This window comes from Devosia crocina (assembly GCF_900116545.1).
Taxonomy (GTDB): Bacteria; Pseudomonadota; Alphaproteobacteria; order Rhizobiales; family Devosiaceae; genus Devosia; species Devosia crocina.
This window is the reverse complement of record NZ_FPCK01000001.1, coordinates 335,901-355,903: the sequence shown is the minus strand read 5'-3', so window position 1 is coordinate 355,903 and position 20,003 is coordinate 335,901. Positions and strand designations below refer to the sequence as shown.

At 60.2% G+C, this 20,003-nt stretch carries 16 protein-coding genes; 11 read left to right on the top strand and 5 right to left on the bottom strand.

Annotation, left to right across the window (positions count from 1 at the left end):
* Positions 1-3 precede the first annotated feature (3 nt).
* The 3 genes from BM364_RS01635 to BM364_RS01625 all read left to right on the top strand — a co-directional run bounded on the left by BM364_RS01635 (position 4) and on the right by BM364_RS01625 (position 3,382).
* Positions 4-1,104, top strand: a complete 1,101-nt coding sequence (locus BM364_RS01635; protein WP_244542733.1) for a glycosyltransferase — start codon at positions 4-6, stop codon at positions 1,102-1,104.
* Positions 1,105-1,178: 74 nt separating this feature from the next.
* Positions 1,179-2,204 carry a glycosyltransferase family 2 protein gene (locus BM364_RS01630; RefSeq protein WP_175528418.1) on the top strand — a complete coding sequence of 342 codons (1,026 nt, stop codon included), beginning with the start codon at positions 1,179-1,181 and terminating at the stop codon, positions 2,202-2,204.
* 2 nt (positions 2,205-2,206) lie between these two features.
* Entirely contained in the window at positions 2,207-3,382 is a 1,176-nt protein-coding gene (locus tag BM364_RS01625; RefSeq protein ID WP_175528417.1) for a glycosyltransferase, read from the top strand.
* Between the two features lie 254 nt (positions 3,383-3,636).
* On the opposite strand, the gene ggt is transcribed toward BM364_RS01625, so the two are convergent.
* Together ggt and BM364_RS01615 are read right to left on the bottom strand one after the other, a co-directional pair.
* The gene (gene ggt, locus BM364_RS01620) at positions 3,637-5,370 is read right to left on the bottom strand and encodes a gamma-glutamyltransferase (RefSeq protein WP_092423740.1); all 1,734 of its coding nucleotides are present in this window, start codon (positions 5,368-5,370) and stop codon (positions 3,637-3,639) included.
* A 364-nt stretch (positions 5,371-5,734) separates the two neighbouring features.
* Entirely contained in the window at positions 5,735-7,342 is a 1,608-nt protein-coding gene (locus BM364_RS01615) for an ABC transporter substrate-binding protein (protein ID WP_092420023.1), read from the bottom strand.
* Positions 7,343-7,688: 346 nt separating this feature from the next.
* Between BM364_RS01615 and BM364_RS01610 the strand changes: the two genes are divergently transcribed.
* From BM364_RS01610 to BM364_RS01575, 8 genes are all read left to right on the top strand, one after another.
* Positions 7,689-8,720: a LacI family DNA-binding transcriptional regulator gene (locus BM364_RS01610; RefSeq protein WP_092420020.1), complete on the top strand. Its 1,032-nt coding sequence runs from the start codon at positions 7,689-7,691 to the stop codon at positions 8,718-8,720.
* Positions 8,717-10,330: an FAD-dependent oxidoreductase gene (locus BM364_RS01605; protein WP_092420017.1), complete on the top strand. Its 1,614-nt coding sequence runs from the start codon at positions 8,717-8,719 to the stop codon at positions 10,328-10,330. Before BM364_RS01610 ends, BM364_RS01605 begins: the two co-directional genes overlap by 4 nt.
* A 23-nt stretch (positions 10,331-10,353) precedes the next feature.
* A complete protein-coding gene (locus tag BM364_RS01600) occupies positions 10,354-11,622 on the top strand; it encodes an ABC transporter substrate-binding protein (RefSeq protein WP_092420014.1) in 1,269 nt (422 codons plus the stop codon).
* A gap of 56 nt (positions 11,623-11,678) precedes the next feature.
* Positions 11,679-12,596: a carbohydrate ABC transporter permease gene (locus BM364_RS01595; RefSeq protein WP_092420011.1), complete on the top strand. Its 918-nt coding sequence runs from the start codon at positions 11,679-11,681 to the stop codon at positions 12,594-12,596.
* Positions 12,586-13,428, top strand: coding sequence for a carbohydrate ABC transporter permease (locus BM364_RS01590; RefSeq protein ID WP_092420008.1), 843 nt, complete (start codon positions 12,586-12,588; stop codon positions 13,426-13,428). Before BM364_RS01595 ends, BM364_RS01590 begins: the two co-directional genes overlap by 11 nt.
* Positions 13,429-13,431: 3 nt before the next feature.
* Positions 13,432-14,478: an ABC transporter ATP-binding protein gene (locus BM364_RS01585; protein WP_092420005.1), complete on the top strand. Its 1,047-nt coding sequence runs from the start codon at positions 13,432-13,434 to the stop codon at positions 14,476-14,478.
* Positions 14,478-15,164 (top strand): hypothetical protein, encoded by a 687-nt coding sequence (locus tag BM364_RS01580; protein ID WP_092420002.1) that lies wholly within the window; start codon positions 14,478-14,480, stop codon positions 15,162-15,164. The genes BM364_RS01585 and BM364_RS01580 overlap by 1 nt, the downstream gene beginning before the upstream one ends.
* Before the next feature lie 189 nt (positions 15,165-15,353).
* Positions 15,354-15,776, top strand: coding sequence for a response regulator (locus tag BM364_RS01575; protein ID WP_092419999.1), 423 nt, complete (start codon positions 15,354-15,356; stop codon positions 15,774-15,776).
* Here the strand turns inward: BM364_RS01575 and BM364_RS01570 are convergent.
* From BM364_RS01570 to BM364_RS01560, 3 genes are all read right to left on the bottom strand, one after another.
* Entirely contained in the window at positions 15,768-17,231 is a 1,464-nt protein-coding gene (locus BM364_RS01570) for a PAS domain-containing protein (protein WP_092419996.1), read from the bottom strand. The genes BM364_RS01575 and BM364_RS01570 overlap by 9 nt on opposite strands.
* A 236-nt stretch (positions 17,232-17,467) precedes the next feature.
* Complete coding sequence (locus BM364_RS01565; protein WP_280140640.1) at positions 17,468-18,343, bottom strand: VOC family protein; 876 nt, start codon at positions 18,341-18,343, stop codon at positions 17,468-17,470.
* Positions 18,344-18,721: 378 nt separating this feature from the next.
* Positions 18,722-19,948, bottom strand: a complete 1,227-nt coding sequence (locus BM364_RS01560; protein WP_092419990.1) for a multidrug effflux MFS transporter — start codon at positions 19,946-19,948, stop codon at positions 18,722-18,724.
* Between the last annotated feature and the right edge of the window lie 55 nt (positions 19,949-20,003).

Sequence of the window (20,003 nt, the reverse complement as noted above, 5' to 3'; positions counted from 1 at the left end):
GTCATGATCGAAAACAGCCTCAACTCTGCCCGCCTGCTGGCCAGTTCCGCTCTCATCAAATTCAAGGCAGGCGCCAAACGCTATCGGCGCCAACAGGTCTCGATCCCGAAATTGAAGCGCGGCAAAGGGAGGCCAGCCGGCGTCTATTTCCTGACGCCGGACTATGAGCCGCCTTCAGGCGGCGTCCGGGTGATCTACAGACATGTCGATCTTCTGAATGCCGCCGGCATCCCCGCTGCAGTGGTGCACCAGCGCCCGGGCTTTCGCTGCACCTGGTTCGATCATAACACCCGCATCCTCGATGTGTCTCAATGCCAGATGAGCGAAGAGGATCTGCTGGTTCTGCCCGAAACCGATGGCGATCTCCTGGGGCGGATCGCGCCAGGCATCCGACATGTCATTTTCAATCAAAACGCTCATCTCACCTGGCAGCGCGACGGCGCCGTGTCGCGCTACATGAAGCAAAATCGCTTTCTGGCGGGGATCGTCACTGTGTCGTCCTACAGTGCAGAGATGATGTCCCAAGCCTTCCCCTCGCTTCGTGTGGATCGCATCCATCTCAGCATCGACGAAGAGCTATTTTTTTGTCCGCAGGGCTCAAGGGCGCGCAAGCTCACCTTTATGCCGCGCCGCGCCGGGAACGACATTCATCAGGTTCTCGGGCTACTGAACGGCCGGGACATCCTGAAGGATTGGAATATCGTGGCGCTGGACAATCTCACCCACCGTGAGGTCGCAGCAGAGCTGCGCAGCAGCCGGATTTTTCTTGCCTTCACCTATCAAGAAGGCTTTGGGCTGCCCGCTGCCGAAGCCATGGCCTGCGGCAACTTTGTTATCGGCTATCATGGCTGTGGCGGCCGGGAATTCTTCGATCCCGCCTTCAGCGCTCCGGTTCCAACGGGAGATGTGCTCGGTTTTGCTCAGGAGATCGAGAATGCGGTCCGCTCATCCGCCGAGGACGAAGCCTGGCTGAGCACACGAGCCCAGAGGTCTGCGGAGTTCATCAGAACGAACTACACCAGCGCCCGGGAAACCAAAGATGTCCTCCGCATCTATGGCGGCCTGCTGCAGGCCAGAACGCGGGAGCTCGAGCCACTATGTTGAGTCCTCACTCCATAAGGAAACAAACGTTATGGCGGCACCCGCCTCTACACCGCAATGGTGCCGCAGAAGCCAGGGTGACCGTCGTCATCCCTTGCTATAATTACGGCCGATATCTTTCGGCTTGTGTCAGAAGTGCACTCGATCAAGAGGGGGTGCGTGTCGATCTCGTCATAGTCGATGACGCTTCGACCGATGACAGCGCAGAGGTTGCCGCGCGTCTTGCCGCAAGCAATGATCGCGTAAAACTGATCCGTAACGACAAGAACTCCGGCCCCGTCTCCACTTTCAACCGGGGACTTGAACATGCCAGAGGCGAATTCCTGGTTCGTTTGGACGCCGACGACCTCCTGACCCCCGGCTCTCTCGCGCGGGCCGTGACAGTGGCGAGACAGTTGCCCAGCGTTGGCCTTATCTACGGCCATCCCCTGCATTTCACCGCGGATCGATTGCCCTGTGCACGCAGCAAGGTCACGGCCTGGACGGTCTGGCCGGGGCTCGAATGGCTCGGAGACCGCTGCCGCTCGGGCTACAACGTGATCACCTCGCCTGAAGCCGTGATGCGCATGTCTGTTGTAGAACGGGTGGGCGGCCAGCAACCATTGGCACACACCCACGACATGGAGATGTGGCTCAGAATCGCAGCCTTTTCGGATGTCGCCTATATCCACGGCGTGGATCAGGCCTGGCACCGGGAACATAGCGCGTCGCTTTCGGCTCGGAAGGTGGATGGTTATCGGGACCTCGTAGAGCGGCATCTTGCTTTCGAGACCTTGTTCCGCGGGGTCGCGGGCGGAAACCCTCGTGTCGCGAAGTTAAGAGCAGTCGCTATGACTGCGATCGCGCGCAGCGCCTTGCAGTCCGCCATCCATTGCCTCGACCACGGGCAGGCTAACTCGCCGCAGATGCAACGCTTTCTTGAGGTTGCCAACCAGACGGGGAGCGATCTGACGGAATTGCCCGAATGGCGGGCCTTAATGCGGAGATTTTCAAGGGATCCGCAAAGTCTGGCGCGCGATCCAGCTATCTTGCTCGAGCGCATCATGCGCCGGTTGAGCGATACCCTGAAATGGCGACGCTGGCACCGGAGCGGAGTGTTCTAGGGATGAACATCCTCGTTTATCCTCATCAGATGGTCGTGGGCGGAAGCCAGATAAACGCGCTGGAAATCGCCGCTCGCATACGGGATCGCGGTCATGCCGTCACCATCGTTGCCCCGGACGGGCCGCTCGTTCCCATGATCAAGCAACTGGGACTGGACTACGTTCGCACCGCCTCGGACAGCGATGAAGTGTCTTTGCGCACGGCTTTTCAGCTGCTTGATCTCGTGCAGCGGCTGAACATTGACGTGATCCACGCCTATGAGTGGCGGCCAGCCCTCGAGGCCAGTTTCGTGCCTCATCTTCTCAGGGGCGTTCCGCTCGTCGTCACCGTTCTCTCGATGGGCGTGCCCGGCTACATCCCGCGGCATCTGCCGCTTATCGTGGGAACGGCGGAGATCGCGAGCGACATGCGCCTCAAGGGGCGCAAGCAAGTCGAGGTCATCGAGCCGCCGGTGGATCTTGATCTCAACCGCCCAGGAGACGTCGCAGCCGCCCGGGCGCGCTGGTCGTTCGCGCGGGAGGAGGTCGTTATTTCCGTGGTGTGCCGAATGACCACCGACCTGCAAAAGCTGGAAGGCGTTCTTCAAGCCATCGACGCTGTCAGTGGGCTTGCCGATGTCCCTCCATGCCGCTTTCTCGTGGTTGGCGGCGGACAAGGTCTTGAAGCGGTGCAGGCCAAGGCCGGCGCGATCAACAGGCGGGCCGGACGCGAGCTCGTGCTCGTTACCGGCGCCATGAACGACCCCCGCCCCGCTTATGAAGCCAGCGACATTGTGCTCGGTATGGGCAGTTCTGCGCTGCGTGGCCTCGCCTTCGCCAAGCCACTCGTGGTGCAGGGCGCCAACGGGTTCTGGAAGCTTCTAGACCATTGTTCTGCCGATGCATTTTTGTGGCAAGGGTTTTACGGCGATGGCGGAAAAGGCACCGGCGACCTGCAGCTGATTTTGAGCGATCTGGTTGCCAGCCCGCACCGCCGTGCCACTTTGGGCAAGTTCGGTCGCCAACTCGTCGAACAGAAGTTCAGCCTTGACTGCGCAACGACCAAAGCCATGAGCATACTCGAAACTGCCGCTCGCAAACCGAGGCCACTGTCCAGCGTGGCCCCGATCGCGCGTGCCGCCGGCCTATATGGCAAGAGCCTGCTGCACGCTCTCCATCGCCACCTGCTCTCGGCATAGAAGCCGCGGGGTCCTCCACCCCAACCAATTTCGACATGAACGCGTCTCTTGGGAGGCAAACGTGACGTTGTTTCGCTAGCATCTGGCTAACACAAGACGGCCGTTATTCGCCGAAGGCGTGCACATCAGCGGCGGCTTGCCTTCTTTCGTTTGTAACGCTGCTGCATCTGCCCGGATAAGAGGACGTTTCAGGTGATAACTTCGCCGGCCGCTGATCCGTCAGCGGCCGGCACCCATTGCTATCGCTCGGTGCTTTAGTTGCCGAGCACGATCCCTTCTCGACGCTTGTCGGCTGCGCCCCTGAGGCCATCATCCGTGATCTGAATGACGTGAAGGCCGGAGTTGAGGTTGGCAATCGTCACGTCATGGCCCAGAGCCGAAAGGCCCTCGCTCATGGCTTCGGCCCCCTCGCCTTCTTCGACGCGGGTCCCGCCATTGAGATTGATGACGTGCGGAAGATCGATAGCCGCCTGTGGGTCCATGTCCCAATCCAACAAGGCAATGATGGACAGAGCCGTGTAGTCGATGATGTTGGCGCCGCCCGGACTACCGGTAAGCAGCACAGGTGCTCCATCCTGCAACACGATGGTGGGCGCCATGGACGAGCGTGGGCGCTTGCCCGGTTCGACCCGGTTCGCCACCGGCGCGCCATCGGCTTCTGCGGTGAAGGAAAAGTCCGTGAGCTCGTTGTTGAGGAGAAAGCCCCGGGTCATGACGCGATTGCCGAAGCCGCTTTCGATAGTGGTCGTTGCCGAGATCATGTTTCCGGCGCTGTCGACGATCACGAAGTGCGAGGTTCCATGCTTGGGTCGATCGGTATCGGGAGAAAGCCAGGCAACATCATTTCCTGGCGGCGTACCGGCCGTCGCCGTTCCCATGTCCCGCTCCGGATCGATCAGCGCCGAGCGCTCGGCAAGATATTCCTCGTCCAGAAGGCCTTGGGGCACGTCGACGAAGTCGCTGTCGGCCATGTAGAGCCCTCGATCGGCAAATGCCAGGCGCGAAGCCTGGGTGAAAAGATGCCGCGCCTCGACACCATCCCCCATCGTTCGCAGGTCGAAGGGCTCGAGCAGGTTGAGGATCTGTCCAACGGTGAGGCCGCCGGAGCTGGGCGGCGCCATGCCGCAAACATCGAATCCGCGATAATCGGTGCAGACCGGTTCGCGCATCGCCACCTCGTAGGCCGCGAAATCCTCCATGGTCAGCATACCGGGATTGATATTGGTGTTAAGCGCCGCCACGATGTCCTGGGCGATTTCACCGGTATAGAACGGCGCTGATCCCTGCTCCGCAAAAAGCTTCAGGGTCTCGGCATAGGCTGGATTCCTGAGCAGGCTGCCCTCTGCGATGGGCTCTCCTCCGGGCAGGAAGTATTCAGCCGTTTCCACAAACCGGTCGAGCCCTTCTGCGTCCGCCACCGAGGCTGCCATACGCTGGGAAACCTGGAACCCCTCTTCCGCTGTTTCGATGGCTGGCTCGAGCAGCGCCGCCCAGTCCGTGCTGCCGTGATCGGCATGCAGTTTTTCAAGCAGTTTCGGCGTTCCCGGCACGCCGGCAGAGCGGCCGCCGATCACCGCATCCATGAACTCCATGGGTTCGCCGTTTCCATCGAGGAAGTAGGTGCCGTCCGCCGCCAGCGGCGCCTTTTCACGGGCATCGTAGGTGGTGATCTCACCGCTTTCCTTGTCGAAATAGAGCACGAAGGCGCCACCACCGAGGCCGGAACTTTGTGGCTCCACAAGGCCCAGCATCGTCTGCACGGCGACGGCAGCATCTGCAGCCGTCCCGCCTGCGGCCAGCACATCATAGCCGGCCTGGGTTGCCAGCGGATGAGCCGAAGCCACCATAAAGTCCTCTGCGCGAACGGTTTCCTTTTCGATGATCGCCGTGGTGTCTTCCGGCTGATGCGGTGCATCCTGCGCCAGCGCCGCCGCTGGTAGAACGACGCACGCAGCAAGCATCTTGTTCATAGAGTTGAGCAGTTTCATGTTTCCCTCCATCGACGGAGGCATGTTGGTCCTGATCGAACACTGTGTAAACCCAAGGAAAAGCCGCCTTCCCTGTTGCAGCTGGTCAGCAGGGCGATCCGAAGACACAAGCGATCAAGCGTGGCGCAAAAAAAATCTTCAGTCATGAGGAGCGGGTCGGACCCGCCCAGTAGATGTTTTGCGCAACCGGTCTATATGCGTGAGCCATTCGGGCGCCCTGGCTCAACGCTATGCTGAAGCAGCTCTGCTGCTCTGGCTTCTCAATGCAAATTATCGCTGAGCCGACACGATAAGCTCAGAGTCGGCATCGACATGATCTGGAGGGAAGGCCGACGGAACGGCCTTCCCTCCTTCAAGCGACGGATCAATCCACATCCGACTTTGTGACACCGTCGAGGCGCGTTAGCGAGCGCGGGTGACCACTGTAACCTTGCACCTTCGCATTGACGACGATGGGCTCGAAACGCTCGAACATCGGCAATACGGCCGGCTTCTGCTCGATGAACATTTCTTGCAGCAGCCTGACCATATCGAGCCGCTTGGCCACGTCGCGCTCGCGGTTAGCAGCACCTCGCAACTCGTGTAGTTCCGGAATGTCCCAAGCGGATCGCCAGACATTGTTGCCTGCGTTGTTGGCCTCGAGCGAATTATCAGGATTGTTCGTGAAGCTGTCGATCGAACCCAAGGCTGTGGGCTCGCCAGACGAGGTCTGGGGAATGAGCAGCTCAAAGTCACGGGCACGATGTGACGCGATGATATCGGAGCCGTTGCCCTGCTGGATGCGCACGGTAATGCCGATCTCGGCGAGATTGGCCTGGATTGCAGTCGCCATGTCGACGCGCGGGGTCTCAGAAATAGTTTTGAGGGTGAGTGAAAAACCTTCGGGGTAACCAGCCTCGGCAAGCAGCTGACGAGCCTTTTCCGGTTGGAGCGACCAATCCGGATTGGCGATGGCGCCTTCAATGTCTTCGGGCACCGGCACATTGCGCGCCCGGCCATAGGGGCCGAGGATCGTTTGAGCGATACCCTGGTAATCGATGCCATGAGCGATCGCTTCACGGACCAGCGGGTTGTCCAGGGGTTCCTTGCCGGCGTTCATGGCGAGCATATAGAAGCCGCCGGTCTTGACCCGGTCGATCTCGAACCCGTCTTTGTTGGCGAAATTCGCGACGTCGGCCGCGGTAAGTGCATTTGCGATATCGATGTCGCCGCGCTCCAGCATCAGTCGTGCAGCCTGGCTTTCAGGCGTGTGACGAAAGATCACGCGACGCATCGCTGTCGGGCCACCCCAGAACTGCTCGTTGGCCTCAAGCATGACGATCTCGTTAGGCGCCCAGCGCCGGAGGACATATGGGCCTGATCCTGCCGTGTTGGTGCGCAGCCATTCATTGCCATAGTCGCCATTGCTGACGTGCTTTTGCACCTCAACGCTGTCGACGATGCTGGCAAAGCCTCCGGCCAGACGATACAGCAGGGATTCTGCAGTGATGTCGTCGGTCAGCTCGATGCGCACAGTCTTGCTGTCTAAGGCTGAAACCATGCTCTCGATGTTGTCAGCATTGTAGCCGAAAGTTTTCAAGCTCGAAGCAGACGACAGTTCCAGCTTCAGCAGGCGCACAAGCGAGAACACCACATCATCTGAAGTTACGGGATTGCCTGATGCAAACTCCGCATCGCGCAGCAAAAAAGTGATCCCTGTAGCATCGATCTCCCAGCTTTCGGCTAGCTGCGGCTTGATCGTGCTGCCATCGGTTCCCGAGGTTCCGGTGAAGTGGACGAGCCGATCATAAGTGTTGGCCAGGATTTCCTGCGCCTTCACCTCGGTTGCTTGCTGCGGATCGAGGGAGAGTACCTGCGCCAAGGACGTTCCAATGATGAGTTGATCATCTGGCGTGGCAGCCATGGCAGGTGCTGCCATGATCAACGTAGCAAGCGCGGCACCGGTTATAAGAATACGCGAAAATCTCGTCATAATGCTCTCCTCCCGGCTTCCGGTTCGGAAGCTCAGATGTTCTTCTACGCTAGTAATACGTATTAGCACAGTCATATCAAGTATGATGACTTTTCGCAAGAGTACCGTTGGAGGTCAGAACCGCATTCAGAGCAACACTGCGTGCCTTCGTGTGGCTTCAACCGATTAAGGGCACATGCCTTGGCCTGTTCAGCAGGTTGAGGAGCGAGCCACGCGGCCCGGCAGAGAACATCGTATCTAGGTCGTCAGGTTACCGAACATGATCGATGAAAACAGCTTGTGGACGCCATACCATTGCGGTAATGCGTATTAGCGCTGATACGCATTAGCAGATTGTGGGAACGGCATGGTGACGCGGCGACTGACACAGAAGGACATTGCAAGGCTTGCCGGCGTGAGCCAGGCAACCGTGTCTTTCGTGCTGAACGGTTCGCCTGAGAATGCCAACCGTATTCCACCCGAGACACGCGAACGCGTACAAAAAGTTATTCGCGAAACCGGTTATGTCGCCGATCCCGTGGCACGCCGCATGGTCAAGGGCCTCAACCGGATTCTGGGTGTATTCACCTATGAGCCGGCATTTCCTTCCGCCCAGGCCGATTTTTTCACGCCATTTCTCCTCGGCATCGAGGAAGCGGCGCAGGAACTGGGCTACGACCTGCTGCTGTTGACCGGCGCGGGCGTCAAGCGGCGTATCTTTGGCGACAATGTTCGCCTCAGGCTTGCCGATGGCTGCATCATTCTCGGACGTCAGTTCGATCGGGACGAGTTGACCCGGCTGGTTGCCGGCGACTTCCCATTCGTCGCTGTTGGCCGCCGCGACGATGCAGGCGGTCCCGTGCCCTATGTCGGGGGCGGCTACGTTGCCGCGACGACAGCGCTCGTTGATCGCGCCAAGGCTCTGGGCCACCAACGCATCGCCTATGTGGGCCTCAACGAGGGGGCGGAATCGACCCTCGATCGCTGGATCGGCTTTGAGCCGGCACTCGGTGGCGCAGACCTCGTCCATACCCAATTTGCCGTGGCGCAACCCCCGGGCGAAACGCTCGATGCGCTGCTTGCAGCAGGAGCGACCTGCGTCTTCTTCACCGAATTGGCCGACGCCATCGCCGTCGACGCCGTTGCCCGCCATCGCGGCATCAGCGTTCCTGCCGACCTCTCCATCGTCGTTCTTGGCAACCACATCCGCGCCGAAGAACACGGCCGCCGCTTTACGTCCTTCTCCATTCCCCGCGAGGCCATGGGCCGCGCCGCCACCCAAATGCTGGTGCGGCGCGTGGAGAATGACGCCCCGGTTGAGCAGGTTCTGCTCGATTGCGCCATCGTCGAGGGCGACACCCTCGGCCCTGTTTCTACCAAACACATTCGGAACACATGACCAAAGAGCTTCACGCAGACATTCTCATCGTTGGTGGCGGGCTCGGTGGCGTCGCTGCAGCCCTCGGCGCCTTGCGCTCGGGCCGCACCGTCATCATGAGCGAGGAATTCGACTGGATCGGCGGACAATTGACGAGCCAGGCCGTGCCGCCCGACGAGCACTCCTGGGTCGAGCAATTCGGCGTCACCCGCTCCTATCAGCAACTGCGCCGTGGCATCCGCCAATACTATCGCGACAATTATCCCCTGACCGCGGAGAGCCGCGCCTGGGGCGATCTCAATCCCGGCGCCGGCTGGGTCAGCCGCTTGTGCGCTGAGCCGCGCGTCGGTCTTGCCGTTCTTGAAGCCATGCTCGCGCCCTGGCGCGGCGGCGGCAAGCTCACCGTGCTGCAGCCCTATCGCCCCGTTGCTGCCGATGTCGACGGCGACACGGTCCGCGCGATCACCCTCCGCCATCGCGATAGTGGCCACGAAATCGTCTGCTCGGCACCCTATGTGATCGATGCGACCGAACTCGGCGATCTCCTGCCGATGACCGGCACCGAATACGCCAAAGGTTTTGAGGCGCAATCCGATACCGGCGAGCCGAGCGCTCCCGATCACGCCCAGCCCGACAATGTGCAGGCCGTGTCCGTCTGCTTTGCCATCGATCACGTCGATGGCGACCAGACCATCGACAAGCCGGAAAACTACGATTTCTGGCGCAAGTATCAGCCTGAATTCTGGGGCGGACCGCTGCTCGGCTTCAAGGCGCCGCATCCGCGCACGCTCGAAATCACCGAACGCTCCTTTACCCCAAATCCCGATGATGATCCGCTCCTGGTCGATGCCGACCAGCGCCGCAATGCCGGCGACGGCAATCTCTGGACCTTCCGCCGCATCGCCGCACGCCGCAATTTCCAGCCCGGCGCCTATCAGTCCGACATCTGCCTCGTGAACTGGCCGATGATCGACTACATGGAATCGACCATCATCGACGTTTCCGAAGAGGAGAAGGCAAAGCACCTCAAGGCTGCCGCCGATCTCTCCTACTCGGTCTTTTATTGGCTGCAAACCGAAGCGCCACGTCTCGATGGCGGCCAGGGTTTCCCCGGCCTGCGCCTCCGCGGCGACGTCACCGGCACCGACCACGGCCTTGCCATGGCGCCCTATATCCGCGAAAGCCGCCGCATTCTGCCCGTCACGCGCATCGTCGAGCAGGATGTGTCAATGACCGTCCACGGCAATAATCTTTCAAAGAGCTATCGCGACAGCGTCGGCATCGGCATGTATCGCATCGACCTCCACCCCTCGACCGGTGGCGACAACTATGTCGATGTGGAATCCGCGCCCTTTGAAATCCCGCTCGGCGCGCTTCTGCCGCGCCGCGTCAAGAACCTGCTGCCGGCGGGCAAAAATCTCGGCACCACCCATATCACCAATGGTTGCTATCGCCTCCATCCGGTTGAATGGAACGTGGGCGAGGTTGCCGGCATGCTCGCGGCGCACTGCCTCAACAATGGCCTGACCCCGCACCAGGTGCAGGCCGACGACACCAAACTCGAAGATTTTCAGGCTCAGCTCTACCGCGCCGGCGTCGAGATCCGCTGGCCAGACGTGCGCGGCTACTGATCGGCTCATCAACGGAGGAAACGATGACCAGACTTTCGATGCTCAAAGCCACGGCGGCCACAGCCGGCATTCTCCTGCCCCTCGCCTGGGGCGGAGTCTCCTGGGCCCAGGATGCGGTCAATCTGCGCATGACCATCTGGAGCGCCAACGAGGCGCACCTGGCGCTCTTCAACGAGATCGCCGAAGGGTTCAAGGAAACGCACCCGAACGTCTCGGTCACGTTCGAGCCCCTGCCCTTCGATAATTACACCACGACGCTGACCACTCAGATCGCCGGCGGCAATGCGCCTGACCTTGCCTGGATTTTCGAAACCAGCGCGGTCGACTTCGTCAGCTCCGGTGCCCTTGCGCCCCTGACTGAAGCATTCGGCGCGACCGAAGGCTATGCGCTCGACGATGTGACGGAATCGGCGACTGCCCTCTGGACCCGGGATGGCCAGCTTTACGCCTATCCATTCTCGACCTCGCCCTTCGCGATGTTCGTCAACAACGACCTCATCACCGAGGCCGGCGCCCAGACGCCTGCCGAGCTGATCGCGGCCGGCGAATGGACCTGGGACAATGCCTTGGCCAGCGCCAAGGCGGTCGCCGATGCCGGCAAGGACGGCATCGTCATCCGCGACTTCAACTTCCAGAACTGGCAGAACCTGACTGCGTTCTGGCGTGGCTGGGGCGCCGATAGCTGGAGCGCCGATGGCAAGACCTGCACCTTTGCCGAACAGCCCATGATCGACGCCCTGACCGCCTTTCACAATGCGGTCTTCGTCGATGGCTCGATGCCGGGACCGGGCGAAAATGTCGACTTTTTCGCTGGCGACGCGGCCATGACGGTGACGCAGATTTCGCGCGCCTCACTGCTTCCCGAAGATGGCTTCGACTGGGATCTGGTGCCCCTGCCCGAAGGCCCAGCCGGATCCTATTCCGTTGTCGGCCAGGCCGGCGTCGGCGCCTTTGCCAACCGCCCCAACACCGATGTGGCTGTCGAATTTTTGGCCTATATGACCAATCCGGAAAACAGCGAAAAGCTGGCGTCCTTCTTCCCGCCGGCCCGCGCAGGCCTTCTCAACACCGAGACGCTTTCGGCGACCAATCCGCTGCTCTCGCCTGAGCAGATCGAAGACGTAGTGGTCAACGGCATTGCTAATGGCCAGGTGATCGCTGGTCGCGCGAACTTCGCCCAGATCCAGCAGACCGTACGCGCCTCGCTCGACGCCCTCTGGGTCGCTGATGCCGATGTTGCCAGCGTCCTCGGCAACGTCTGCACCAGCATCAATCCGCTGCTTGCCCGCTAAGCTCAAAGCTCCCTCCCCGGCAGCGTGCCGGGGAGTTTTTCGACCACTGAGGCGAAATGACCGATCACAGCGCCGCCAATCAAAAGCGCCCCTTCTGGACCATCGCCCGCAAGGATGCGGCTGCCGGGTACCTTTTCATCGCGCCACAGCTTCTTGGCATCATCACTTTCGTGCTGATCCCGCTCGGGCTCGTATTCTACTATTCCATGCACGAATGGAACGTTTTGGCGAACACCTTCACCTTTGTCGGTGATGCCAATTACCAGATGCTGCTGCGCGATCCGAACCTGCCGCCTGTTCTCCTGGCGTCGGCGATTTTCTCTGCGGGGCTGGTGGTGCTAAACCTCAGCCTTGCTCTTTTGCTGGCCGTGCTGCTCGACCAAAAACTCAAGGGCATCGTCGTTTTCCGGACGTTGTTCTTCTCGCCCGTCGTCGTCTCGCTCGTTGCCTGGACCATCGTCTGGAGTTTTCTGCTGCAGGCCAATGGCGGCATCAACGGCATCCTCGCCGTCTTCGGCATTGAGGGCCCCAACTGGCTGCGCACCCCGACCACCGCGATGATTTCGGTCGTCGTCGTGCAGGTGTTCAAGAATGTCGGGCTCAACATGATCCTGTTCCTCGCCGCCCTTCAGGGCGTGCCCAAGGAACTCTACGAGGCTGCACGTGTCGACGGCGCGAGCCCCTTCAAGCAATTCCGCCGCATCACCCTGCCGATGATCTCGCCGACGATCCTCCTTACCTCGATCATCACCATCGTCGGCTCGCTGCAGGTCTTTGCGCAGATCGCCATCCTGACCAAGGGCGGACCCGGCGTCTCGACCACCGTATTGGTCTATTACCTCTATCAACAGGCCTTCCAGTTCAATTTCTTCGGCTATGGCTCGACGCTCTCCATCCTTCTTTTCCTGATCGTCGCGGTGCTCACCTTCATCCAGTGGCAGATGCGCAAGCGGATCGTCTTCTATGAGAACTGACCTGTCCCCCCGGCTGCGCGTCGCCCTTTATGGGTTGATGTGCGTGCTGCTCATTCCGTTCGTCTTTCCCACCTGGTGGATGATCACCTCGTCGGTCAAACCGATCAGCGACATCTTCGCCTTCCCGCCCGATCTCTGGCCGCGCCGCTTCGACTTTTCGACCTATAGCCGCGTCTTCGAATTGCAGCCCTTTGCGCAGCAATATTGGAATTCGGCCTATATCGCCGCCATCGTCACGGCAGGCACCATGGTCGTCTCCTCCATGGCCGGCTATGCCTTTGCGCGGATTAAGTTCCCGTTCAGCAATGCCATCTTCATGATCGTCTTGCTGGGCCTTCTGATCCCGTCCGAGGTCACCATCGTGCCGCTGTTCCAGATGTTCCTCGGCTGGGGCATGATCAATACGCACTGGCCGCTGATCCTTGTGCCGATCTTTGGCGCGCCCTCGGTCTTTGCGACCTTCGTCATGCGCCAGTTCTTCATCGCCCTGCCCGGCGAGCTCGAAGAGGCGGCGCGCGTCGATGGCCTTGGCCGGTTCAAGATTTTCTGGACCATCGCCCTGCCCCTCGCCAAGCCTGCGCTCGGCGCCGTTGCGATCTTCACTTTCCTTCACTCGTGGAATCTTTACCTCGAGCCCATCGTGTTCCTTTCTTCGACCCACATGTTCACCCTGCCCCAGGCGCTCACCCAGTTCACCGACGCTTATGGCGGTGCCATGTGGAACATCCAGCTTGCTGCGGCCACCATGACCGCAATCCCCGTTCTCCTGGTCTTCATCGTTGCGCAGAAGCAATTCGTCGAAGGTCTCGCCCATACCGGTCTGAAAGGCTGATCCATGGCCCCCGTTTCGCTCCAGTCCGTCAGAAAAGCCTATGGCGAAGTCCAGATCCTGCATGGCATCGACGTCGATATCGCCGATGGCGAGTTCATCGTTCTCGTCGGCCCCTCGGGTTGCGGAAAGTCGACCCTCCTCCGCATGATCGCGGGCCTTGAAACCATCACCAATGGCGACATCCGCATCGGTGATCGCGTCGTCAACGACCTCGAGCCCAAGGACCGGGACATCGCCATGGTGTTCCAGAACTATGCGCTCTATCCCCATATGACCGTCGCCACCAATATGGGCTTTTCGCTCGAGCACCGGGGCGGGTCGAAGTCCGAAATCGCCGAGCGCGTCAAATGGGCCGCCGATATTCTCGACCTTTCCCATCTTCTGGATCGCTACCCGCGCCAGCTCTCGGGCGGTCAGCGCCAGCGCGTCGCCATGGGCCGCGCCATTGTGCGCAACCCGCAGGTTTTTCTGTTCGACGAACCACTGAGCAATCTAGATGCCAAGCTGCGCGTTGTCATGCGCGGCGAAATCAAGGGCCTTCACCAGCGCCTCGGCGTCACCACCGTCTATGTAACGCATGACCAGATCGAAGCCATGACCATGGCCGACCGGATCGTCGTGATGAATGCAGGCAGGGTCGAACAGGTCGGCGCGCCGCTCGACCTTTATGATCGCCCTGCCAATCTTTTTGTCGCCGGTTTCATCGGCTCACCGGCCATGAACATTCTCGGCGGCACGCTTGAAGGCAATCAATTCAAGGCGGCCGGCGTTACCCTGCCCCTGCCTGCTGGCATCACTGCAACTGGCCCAGCCAGCTACGGCATCCGCCCTGAGCATTTCCAAATTTCGCCTGACGGCCTCCCGGCCACTGTTTCGCTGGTCGAACCGATGGGCTCGGAAACCCAGGTCACCATGACCCTCGGCGAACACGTCGTCACCGGCGTCTTCCGCGAACGCGTCGCCGCACGCCCCGGCGAAACCATCCGCATCCTGCCCGACCTTGCTGCCATCCATCTTTTCGATGCCGCGAACGGCCAGAGGATCAACTGATGTACGCAACGACCCCGCTTTATCAAAAACTCACCGACGGCAGTTTCCCGATCATCGTCTCGCTGGCCCGGCACGATCTCGACCTCGCCAAAGCCGCGCTCGACAATGGCGCCTATGCGATAAAAACCCACCTCAACGCCTATCATCGCGCCACCGGCACGATCTTCGGCTCCTTTGCCGAAGAACGCCCATTCTTCGAGGAATTGGCCAAACTCGGGTGCCCGCTCCTCGTCATGGCTGGCCAGGAAACTGTGCCGACTGCAGAGGAGATGGTTGCCCTTCATGAACTGGGCTTTGAAGGGTTCAACGTCTACGTCGACCACCTGCAGCCGCATCTCTTGCAGTCAAAGCTCCGACCCATGCCTGCCTTGGCCGCGACCAGTACGCCCGAAGATGTGGTGAAAATCGCTGCCATCCCAGGCTGCATCATCGAAGCTTCCATCATGCCTTTCGAGCGGTATCGGACGGCTATGGGAGAGGAGGATCTGCGTCGATATGCCGAAATCGTTTCTGCGGTTGATGTGCCTGTCATCGTGCCAAGCCAGTTGCAATTAACGCCGCGAGACGCCTTGGCTTTGCGCAAGGCCGGCATTGCTGCGCCGCTTCTTGGTGCTATCGTGACCGGCGATACGAGCTACAGCATGGCAAAGAGCGTGGGAGAATTCAGCCAGGCCATTGACGCGTAGAGTCTGTCCGGAAGCCGCAACAGTACGCCCTATTCCAGCTGTTGGTTATGGCCGTGTCGCTCGTCGAGCATTTGCAATGGTCGGCAGCCCTCACCACTATGACGAATTCGGTAGGTAAAGTTTGGACAGAAAGCATCGAAGTGGCCGCCTGACGCGTTCGGGAAGACCGCCAATTGGAGCAACCCCTCTATGTCCGACGACTTCACGCCCTTCGCCCTTGTCGCGGACGATGATGCGATCATACGCATGGACGCAGCAGATATCCTCACAGATGCGGGCTTCAGGGTGTACGAGGCCGCCGGCTACGACCAAGCTGTAGCGATCCTCAAGGAAGCTGGGGAGAGCATCCAGCTCCTGTTCACCGACGTCCAGATGCCCCCCGGCGAGTTGAACGGTTTCGACTTGGCGCAGGAGTGTTCCAGGCTTTGGCCGGATATTCGCATCCTGATAGCGTCAGGCGTCGTCATGTCGCCTGAGGACGGGGAACTTCCGCCAAACGCCGTGTTCGTCCGGAAGCCATTCAGCGCAGACGTGGTCTATGACAGGCTTCAGGAACTGCTGCCTGACGGGCAGAAGCCGGAGCCCCTCAAGAAGCGCGCGGCTTCACGCTGACACCTCGGTGCGCGCGTCCCCTAGCGGCGCGATCGCCGTGAACACCACACCGGCTGGTCGGTAATCCATCGTCGCCTTGCCGCCGAGCTCGGTGGAAAGGACGCGTTGGATCAGCTGTGTCCCGAAACTGGTCTTCTCCGGCGGCACGACGGATGGGCCGCCGCTTTCCTCCCAGACAAGCTTGAGCAAGCTACCTTCCTCGACTGTCCAATCCATGGTCACCTGCCCATTCGCATTGGACAGCGCGCCATACTTACTCGCATTGGTAGCGAGTTCATGCAGCGCGAGTGCATAGGCGACAACGACCTGGGGCGGCAGCCGCACGTCCGGACCGGCGAGGCGGAAGCGCTGGCCGTCATCGACACCGAATGGCGCCAGCGTCCGAAGGATCAGGTCCCGCATACCCGCGCTGCCGAAGTTTTCGGTGATCAGCAGATCGTTGGCTGCAGCCATCGCATATATGCGGGCCGAGATGGTCTTACCGGCTTCCTCGAGTGACGACGAACGCCGAAGCGTTTGAGCAATGACGGAATGGAGCGAGGCCAAGGTGTTCTTGACCCGGTGGCTCATCTCCCGCGCGAGCAAAGCGCGATGTCCCTGGGCGACCCGGCGACCGGTCACGTCTTGGGTGGTGCCGGTGATGGTGAGCGGCTTTCCATCGGCATCATAGTGCGCCTGGCCACGGATCTGCACCCAGCGCTCTTCGCCCGCGGGGGTCGTCAGCCGATACTCGGCATCGAGAAGCGATCTGTTGGCTATGGCTTCGTCGATCGCCTCCACCTGGAGCGACCGGTCGTCCGGATGGATCGACGCCCGCAGCTCCTCAAGCGTCAGGGAGTCGGTCGGAGCCCGGCCACAGATGGACTTGCAGATATCCGAGGCGGTGAGTTCACCGGTAGTCAGATCGATCGTCCAGACGCCGAGGCGGCCTGCCTCGAGCGCGAATCGGAGACGCTCCTCGCTGGCGCGCAAGGCGGCAGAGTTTTTTGCCACCTCGGCCTCTAGTTCGTCGCGGTCGCGCTGCAATTGCACCAAGCGCTCGCGTTCCATCGTGGCGTCGTACTGCGACGCGAAGAAGTAGGTTAGTTCGCCTTCGTGGAACACGGGCTTGATGAAGAGGCGGTTCCAGAAGTGGGTGCCGTCCTTCTTGTAGTTGAGCAGATCGATCTCGATCGGGGTCGCTGTCGCGATGGCTTCGCGGACCTTTGCCACATCATGACTGTTCGTCCCCTTGCCTTGAAGAAACCGGCAGTTCCGCCCGAGTATCTCTGAACGCTCGTACCCTGTGAGCTTGAGGAAGGCGTCGTTGACAAACACGATCGGCGCGTCGGGCAAGCGTGCGTCGGCTATGACCATGGGCATGCGCGTTGACCGCACGGCGGCGGCGAACGGATCCGGTCCGCTGATCGAACTGCGGATTTCCTCCGCGATCCGATCGTCCTCTTGTTGGTTCATCGACCCTGACGCTTTCGCTGGTTTTGTAGGTAAGTAGCAAGGCTCAACTGCACATTCTGATTTCGTTCCGCTTATGTCCAGTGAGGAAGTGTCGCAACCAGGCGAGGGAAGAGTGGGCACATTCTCGTACAATCGTGCCACCACAAAGATACGAGCAATCAAAACCGCGAGTTATGGAGCGGAGGTTGCGCTGCTCGAACATCCGAGATGGTGTCACTTGCCGACAGGCTGGTAGCTCATGCTGATCGGAGGATCACGGTAGTGCCCCAAGGATCTTCCACCTCAACCCGATCTTCATGTGAGTGGGTAGCGAAGGTGTTCAGCCTGGCAAACACGTCATTGTAAAGCGTGGGGTTGTTCGCGATCAGCTCGAAAGACGCTAGGCCGGTCGTTCCTTCGGTCCGAGTGCTAGCACCAATGCTATTCCAGACATTAGTCGCAATATGGTGGTGATAACCCCCGCTTGAGTAGAAACTTGCCCCACTAACGCGGTGAACGATGTCCATGCCAAGCAGCTCTGAGTAGAAAGCCTGTGCTGCCAGAATGTCTCCGACCTGCAGGTGAACATGGCCAATAGAGGAACCGCTCGGCAGCCCGTTCCAGATGTTCATCCGCGCGACCTCGGCAAGGCTTTGCACATCCAAGCCCAGCGTTGACATCTCGACCATGCCATCGCGCCAGGTCCAATCTTGGCTCGGACGATCCCAATAGATCTCAATCCCATTTCCTTCAGGATCGGCCAGATAGATGGCCTCACTAACCATATGGTCTGACGCCCCCTGTATCGGCACACCCAGCCTGACCGCATTCAGCAGCCAGCTTCCGAGGTCTGCGCGTGTAGGGAGAAGGAAGGCTGTATGGAATAGGCCAGCGTCTAAAGGACTTGCAAAACGCAGATCGGCGTTCCCCCGCAGTTCGAGCAGCACTGCGCCATCCACCCCAAGGAGAACGGTTTGCCCGGCGCTTTCAATCTGAATGAGCCCGACAACCTGCTGATAAAAGGCGCTCATCGTGTCGAGGTCGCGCACGTTCAAAGCGACTTTTCCGATTCTAAGCGGTGCCCCAGCCGAGGTGACGCCAGCGCTTGGGCCACCTTTGGCGTGGCCAGTCACAGCCAGTCCGGCAGCGAATGTTGCGGCTGATCCTGCAAGAAGTGAGCGGCGGGTTAGCATGATAGTCTCCTTGGGAGAGCTCTTGATCGGAAATATTGCGGGGTGGGGAGACTGCTACCAGGTAGAATGGAGCTCCTCGATAGTAGCTCTTGGTCTTGAGATGTGCCTTGCCCGAGGGCTAGTTCTAAAGATCTGCCGCGCATGAACCATCCCTTCATTGACGGATTGCCCGTTCATGAAAGAAAGACAGTAGAAATCCTACGTTGGATGTAGATCAGCTATACCTTTCCGAGAACGGCAGCACAGAGCTCGTGCTGCTCTGCCAAAAAGATGGATGCCGGGAGATGCGGAAGGTGCCGCTTTGCTTCCGCATTCACCCTAATGCCCAACCGCAACGACGACACCAGCCTGGCGGATCATGCGGGCGCTGGCCAGCGTCAGGAGAACGGTGACGAGGGCTATGCCAAATAAAAGAGCCGTCCAGAAGATGGCACCTTGCTCGACCAGAAATGCTGAGATTGGAGTGGCGGCTGCCCCCAAGATCATTGGACCAGCGCCCAGCACTGCAGCACTGGCGCCAAGGGCTGTGTTGCGGGTGGAGAGCGCAATGGACATGAGCGTCGTTTCAGCGATCCCCAAGCCACCGAGCGCGATGAACATGCCGGGCACGATGCCGTAGAGTCCGACCGGGGCGGATGCGGATACCAGTGCGATCAACGCACCAAACAGTATCGCCGATGCACCCGCCGCGGCCAGCTTTTCTACCGAGACTCGTGCGGCGAGCTTGGCGCTCGCCATGGCGCCGAAGAGCACGGCGAGGCCCGTTCCGCCGAACACCAGACCGAAACTGGTGGACGAGATGCCATAGAGCTCCTGGTAAGCGAACGACGAACCGCCAATGTAGGCAAAGAGGAAGATAAAGGCACCGGCCAGAGACATGGCAGGCAAGAGGAACCGCTTGTCTGTGACAATCTCCCCATATGTTTTGCCAATTTCTTTGAACCGCAACGGCGCACGTTTGGCGATAGGCAAGGATTCGGGTAGCAGGACTATGCTGCTGAGAAGAACCACAATGCCCAACCCGCCCAATACGAGGAAAACGGTACGCCAGCCAAACGCAGACCCGATAAGCCCTCCGGCAGCAGGCGCAAGAACCGGGCCGAGTCCCTGTATGGTCATCAGAAGCGCAAATAGCTGCGTTGCGCGCACACCTTCAGCAACGTCGCGTACGCTGCTCATGGCCGTCACGACTGCGAGTGACGCGGCTAGGCCCTGAACGAGCCGGGCCACGATAAGGATCTCAACCGACTGAGCCAGAGCCGACCACAGCGAAGCGCAGACAAAGGTGACGACGGCAAAAAGCAGCGGCCGGCGCCGTCCCAAAGCGTCGATGAGCGGCCCAAAGATCAGTTGCCCTCCGCCCAGGGCCAGAAGGAACACGGTTAAGGTAATCTGTACGGTAGAGTAGTCAGTCTGCAGTTCTCCAGCCATTGCGGGCATGGAAGGCAGATACATGTCGATGGATGCCGGGCCGAGCAGGGTAATGAGACCCAAGGCAACGGCCACGCCGGAAAAGACTGACGGGTTCCGGATTGGAGTAGTCATGAAGTTTACCTCACAGGCTGTTTCGGCCCATGTTTGAGAAGCGGTATTGAGTGTG

Coding starts and splice junctions, on each gene's coding strand:
- BM364_RS01635 (WP_244542733.1), top strand. CDS start 4: ATGATCGAAAACAGCCTCAACTCTGCCCGCCTGCTGGCCAGTTCCGCT.
- BM364_RS01625 (WP_175528417.1), top strand. CDS start 2,207: ATGAACATCCTCGTTTATCCTCATCAGATGGTCGTGGGCGGAAGCCAG.
- ggt (WP_092423740.1), bottom strand. CDS start 5,370: ATGAAACTGCTCAACTCTATGAACAAGATGCTTGCTGCGTGCGTCGTT.
- BM364_RS01615 (WP_092420023.1), bottom strand. CDS start 7,342: ATGACGAGATTTTCGCGTATTCTTATAACCGGTGCCGCGCTTGCTACG.
- BM364_RS01610 (WP_092420020.1), top strand. CDS start 7,689: ATGGTGACGCGGCGACTGACACAGAAGGACATTGCAAGGCTTGCCGGC.
- BM364_RS01605 (WP_092420017.1), top strand. CDS start 8,717: ATGACCAAAGAGCTTCACGCAGACATTCTCATCGTTGGTGGCGGGCTC.
- BM364_RS01600 (WP_092420014.1), top strand. CDS start 10,354: ATGACCAGACTTTCGATGCTCAAAGCCACGGCGGCCACAGCCGGCATT.
- BM364_RS01595 (WP_092420011.1), top strand. CDS start 11,679: ATGACCGATCACAGCGCCGCCAATCAAAAGCGCCCCTTCTGGACCATC.
- BM364_RS01590 (WP_092420008.1), top strand. CDS start 12,586: ATGAGAACTGACCTGTCCCCCCGGCTGCGCGTCGCCCTTTATGGGTTG.
- BM364_RS01585 (WP_092420005.1), top strand. CDS start 13,432: ATGGCCCCCGTTTCGCTCCAGTCCGTCAGAAAAGCCTATGGCGAAGTC.
- BM364_RS01580 (WP_092420002.1), top strand. CDS start 14,478: ATGTACGCAACGACCCCGCTTTATCAAAAACTCACCGACGGCAGTTTC.
- BM364_RS01575 (WP_092419999.1), top strand. CDS start 15,354: ATGTCCGACGACTTCACGCCCTTCGCCCTTGTCGCGGACGATGATGCG.
- BM364_RS01570 (WP_092419996.1), bottom strand. CDS start 17,231: ATGAACCAACAAGAGGACGATCGGATCGCGGAGGAAATCCGCAGTTCG.
- BM364_RS01560 (WP_092419990.1), bottom strand. CDS start 19,948: ATGACTACTCCAATCCGGAACCCGTCAGTCTTTTCCGGCGTGGCCGTT.